General features: G+C 62.8%; 5 protein-coding genes. 3 read left to right on the top strand and 2 right to left on the bottom strand.

Features of this window, described 5'->3' with window-relative positions; translation table 11 throughout:
* A partial coding sequence (gene eno, locus WBB85_RS13410; protein WP_432639111.1) for a phosphopyruvate hydratase occupies positions 1-1202 on the top strand: 1202 nt, incomplete at its 5' end.
* Positions 1203-1278: 76 nt separating this feature from the next.
* Positions 1279-1821, top strand: a complete 543-nt coding sequence (locus tag WBB85_RS13405; protein WP_432639110.1) for an AAA family ATPase — start codon at positions 1279-1281, stop codon at positions 1819-1821.
* 45 nt (positions 1822-1866) lie between these two features.
* Here the strand turns inward: WBB85_RS13405 and WBB85_RS13400 are convergent, their stop codons facing one another.
* Positions 1867-2283 (bottom strand): globin domain-containing protein, encoded by a 417-nt coding sequence (locus tag WBB85_RS13400; protein WP_432639109.1) that lies wholly within the window; start codon positions 2281-2283, stop codon positions 1867-1869.
* 123 nt (positions 2284-2406) lie between these two features.
* Here WBB85_RS13400 and WBB85_RS13395 point away from each other — a divergent pair, with 123 nt between their 5' ends.
* The gene (locus tag WBB85_RS13395) at positions 2407-2829 is read left to right on the top strand and encodes a cupin domain-containing protein (protein ID WP_432639108.1); all 423 of its coding nucleotides are present in this window, start codon (positions 2407-2409) and stop codon (positions 2827-2829) included.
* 2 nt (positions 2830-2831) lie between these two features.
* Here the strand turns inward: WBB85_RS13395 and WBB85_RS13390 are convergent.
* Positions 2832-3219, bottom strand: a 388-nt coding sequence (locus WBB85_RS13390) for an RSP_2648 family PIN domain-containing protein (RefSeq protein ID WP_432639107.1), incomplete at its 5' end; no start/stop codon positions are given.

Genomic DNA, 3219 nt, shown 5'->3' with positions numbered 1-3219 from the left:
CCCTGGAAGACGGCACAATGGGCCGCGCCGCCGTGCCCTCGGGCGCAAGCACCGGCGCCCACGAGGCGGTGGAAAAGCGCGACGGCGACAAGGGCCGCTACATGGGCAAGGGCGTGCTGGAAGCCGTGGCCGCCGTCAATGGTGAGATTGCCGAGAACCTGCTGGGCGAGGACGCGACCGAGCAGGTCGCCATCGACCGGCTGATGATCGAGATCGACGGCACCCCGAACAAGGCCCGCCTTGGCGCCAATGCGATCCTCGGCGTGTCGCTTGCCGTTGCCAAGGCTGCCGCAGATTTCACCGCGCAGCCGCTTTATCGCTATGTTGGCGGCACCTCGGCCCGGATCCTGCCGGTGCCGATGATGAACATCATCAACGGTGGCGAACACGCCGACAACCCGATCGACATTCAGGAATTCATGATCATGCCGGTGGCCGCCCCCGATATCCGCGGTGCGGTACAGATGGGGTCCGAGGTCTTCCACACGCTGAAGAAAGAGCTGTCAGCGGCAGGCCTGTCGACCGGGATCGGCGATGAGGGCGGCTTTGCGCCGAACCTGTCATCGACCCGCGACGCTTTGGATTTCATCCTGAAAAGCATCGAAAAAGCGGGCTACAAGCCGGGTGAGGATATCTATCTGGCGCTCGACTGCGCCTCGACCGAGTACTTCAAGAACGGCAAATATGTCCTTTCTGGCGAAGGCAAAACACTGTCCTCGGAAGAAAACGTCGCCTATCTCGAAGCGCTGGTGAAGGACTATCCGATCATCTCCATTGAAGACGGCTGCGCCGAGGATGACTGGGATGGCTGGAAGCATCTGACGGATGTTCTGGGCGCGAAATGCCAGCTTGTGGGCGACGACCTTTTCGTCACCAACCCGGCCCGCCTTGCCGAGGGTATCGCCAGGGGCTGCGCCAATTCGATGCTGGTCAAGGTCAACCAGATCGGCACCCTGACCGAAACGCTGCAGGCCGTCGATATGGCCCACCGCGCACGTTACACCAACGTGATGTCGCACCGCTCGGGCGAGACCGAGGACGCGACCATCGCCGACCTCGCCGTCGCCACGAATTGCGGTCAAATCAAGACCGGCTCGCTCGCCCGTTCCGACCGGCTGGCAAAGTACAACCAGCTGATCCGCATCGAGGAACTGCTGGGCGAAACGGCGGAATATGCCGGGGCGTCGATCCTGAGGGGCTGAGGCCTGTGCCATCCACAAGCCCAAAGCCCCGGTTCGCAGACCGGGGCTTTGCTGTTTCGCAGTGGAAAGCTGAACGATGACCGGAACCGCCGTCATTGTCACCGGACTTCCGGCCAGCGGCAAATCCACTTTGGCCCGAGCGTTGGGACGTGCTCTTCAATGGCCTGTGCTCGACAAAGACGACTTCCTTGAAGATCTCTTCGCGCTTCATGATACCGTGACGCCAGAGAAGCGCCGCTCACTGAGCCGGGAGGCCGATGAGGCTTTTCGAGTGGCGGCTAAGGGATTTGAGCAAGTAATCCTCGTCTCGCACTGGCGGCCCCGCACAGGACCTGACGGCACCGGCACGGCGACTGGCTGGCTGGACACTGCTTTTGACCGTGTGATCGAGGTGCATTGCGATTGCCCGCCTGAACGAGCCGCCCGGCAATTCCGGAACCGGCGGCGGCATCCGGGCCACCTTGATCACCTGAAATCCTACGACGACATCACCCGGCAGATGGCGGAACTTTCCAACGGCTTTCCCCTCAACCCATCAACCGCTTTCACGATACCGTCGATGGCCGGAGATGGGCTCAACGAATGCGTCACCCACCTTATCGACCGCATCCTGCGCTGAGGCCATGTCCCTCGCCTCATCCACTTTGGTGATCACGGGCGGGCGTCAGCCAATCCCACCCCGCCGGATCACGCGCTCTGACAGTTCGGCATAGGCCGCGCGCCAGGCCACTTCCAGTTCCCCGCTAAAGCCCTCGCCCAGTTCGTTGCGCAATGTGTCGATCAACGCCTCGCCCATGGGTGCGAAATGCGCGGCTTTCACGCCGATCAGCGCATGGCCCTTGCCCAGTTCCGCGAACCTCTCGCCGAGTTTCTCGGGATGGTCGATATTCTCGACCGCCATGCCGAGCGTCGTCATGAATTTCATGCCTTGCCCGGCCAGATCGTCGCGAAACATCGTCCTCAGCGACGGGTCGCGGGCGAAGAGTGCTTCGTAGAAATAGATCGAGGCCGGCTCCAACCGTTCGCGCAGCAGGTCGAAGCTTTCGCGGATCATGGCGGACTGGCGCGCTGAGATGGCCATCGGGCGGATCCTTTCGTGGTATCGTTAAAGGAAAGCCTGACAGGCCGGGACGGACCCCGCCTTGACTCATCTCAAATCGCATTTGGGCGTTGCGGCCCCGTGCGGGGCAGGCAAGAATGGGCCATGACCGCAGATGAAATCATCGCCCAACTCGACCTTTCCCCCCATCCCGAAGGCGGCTGGTACCGCCAGACATGGGTGGCCGAAGGCGACGGGCGACCGGCCGGAACCTGCATCTATTTCCTGCTGAAAGCCGGGGAACGCAGCCATTGGCACCGGGTCGATGCGGCCGAAATCTGGCACCACTATGCGGGCGCACCGCTGGTGCTGTCGATGGCGGCAAGTGATGCGGGCCCGGCCCGGGATCACCTGCTTGGCCCTCACCTATTGGCCGGAGAACACCCGCAGATCGTCGTGCCGGTTCATCACTGGCAGGCGGCGCGAACGCTTGGGGACTGGACGCTGGTTGGCTGCACGGTCAGCCCGGGCTTTCGGTTCGAAGGGTTCGAACTGGCGCCGGACGGGTTCGATATCCCAATGGAATAACCCTACCCCGCCAGCGCCTTGCCCAAACGCGGCAGGCGGGCGCGTTTCATCAGCGGGCGCAGGGGCTGGGGTGCGCCCGAAAGCCGTTCCGCCTCGGCCCGCACCGCCTCAACCACCTGTTCCACCGCTTCCGGCTCTGACTGCCAGAGGTCGAGCAGGAAATGGTCGGGATCGTCGCGCCGAAGGCCTTCTTCGGTCAGGGTATGGCGCGGAAAATCCTTGGCATTGAAGGTGACGATCAGATCGGCATGACCGGTTATGGCTGAGGCCAGAACATGCACATCCGCCGGATCGGGCAACCAGAGCCGCGCGGCAAGCCCCTCGCGTACCGCGATACTGGCCTTTGGAAACGCCATCCTTAAAGCCGAGATTTCACCCCGCGCGATATCC

Origin of the sequence: Albidovulum sp. (genome assembly GCF_049646345.1) — a bacterium.
Classification (GTDB): Bacteria; Pseudomonadota; Alphaproteobacteria; order Rhodobacterales; family Rhodobacteraceae; genus Albidovulum.
The sequence above is the reverse complement of the archived record's forward strand: the minus strand, read 5'-3'. Positions and strand labels throughout refer to the sequence as shown.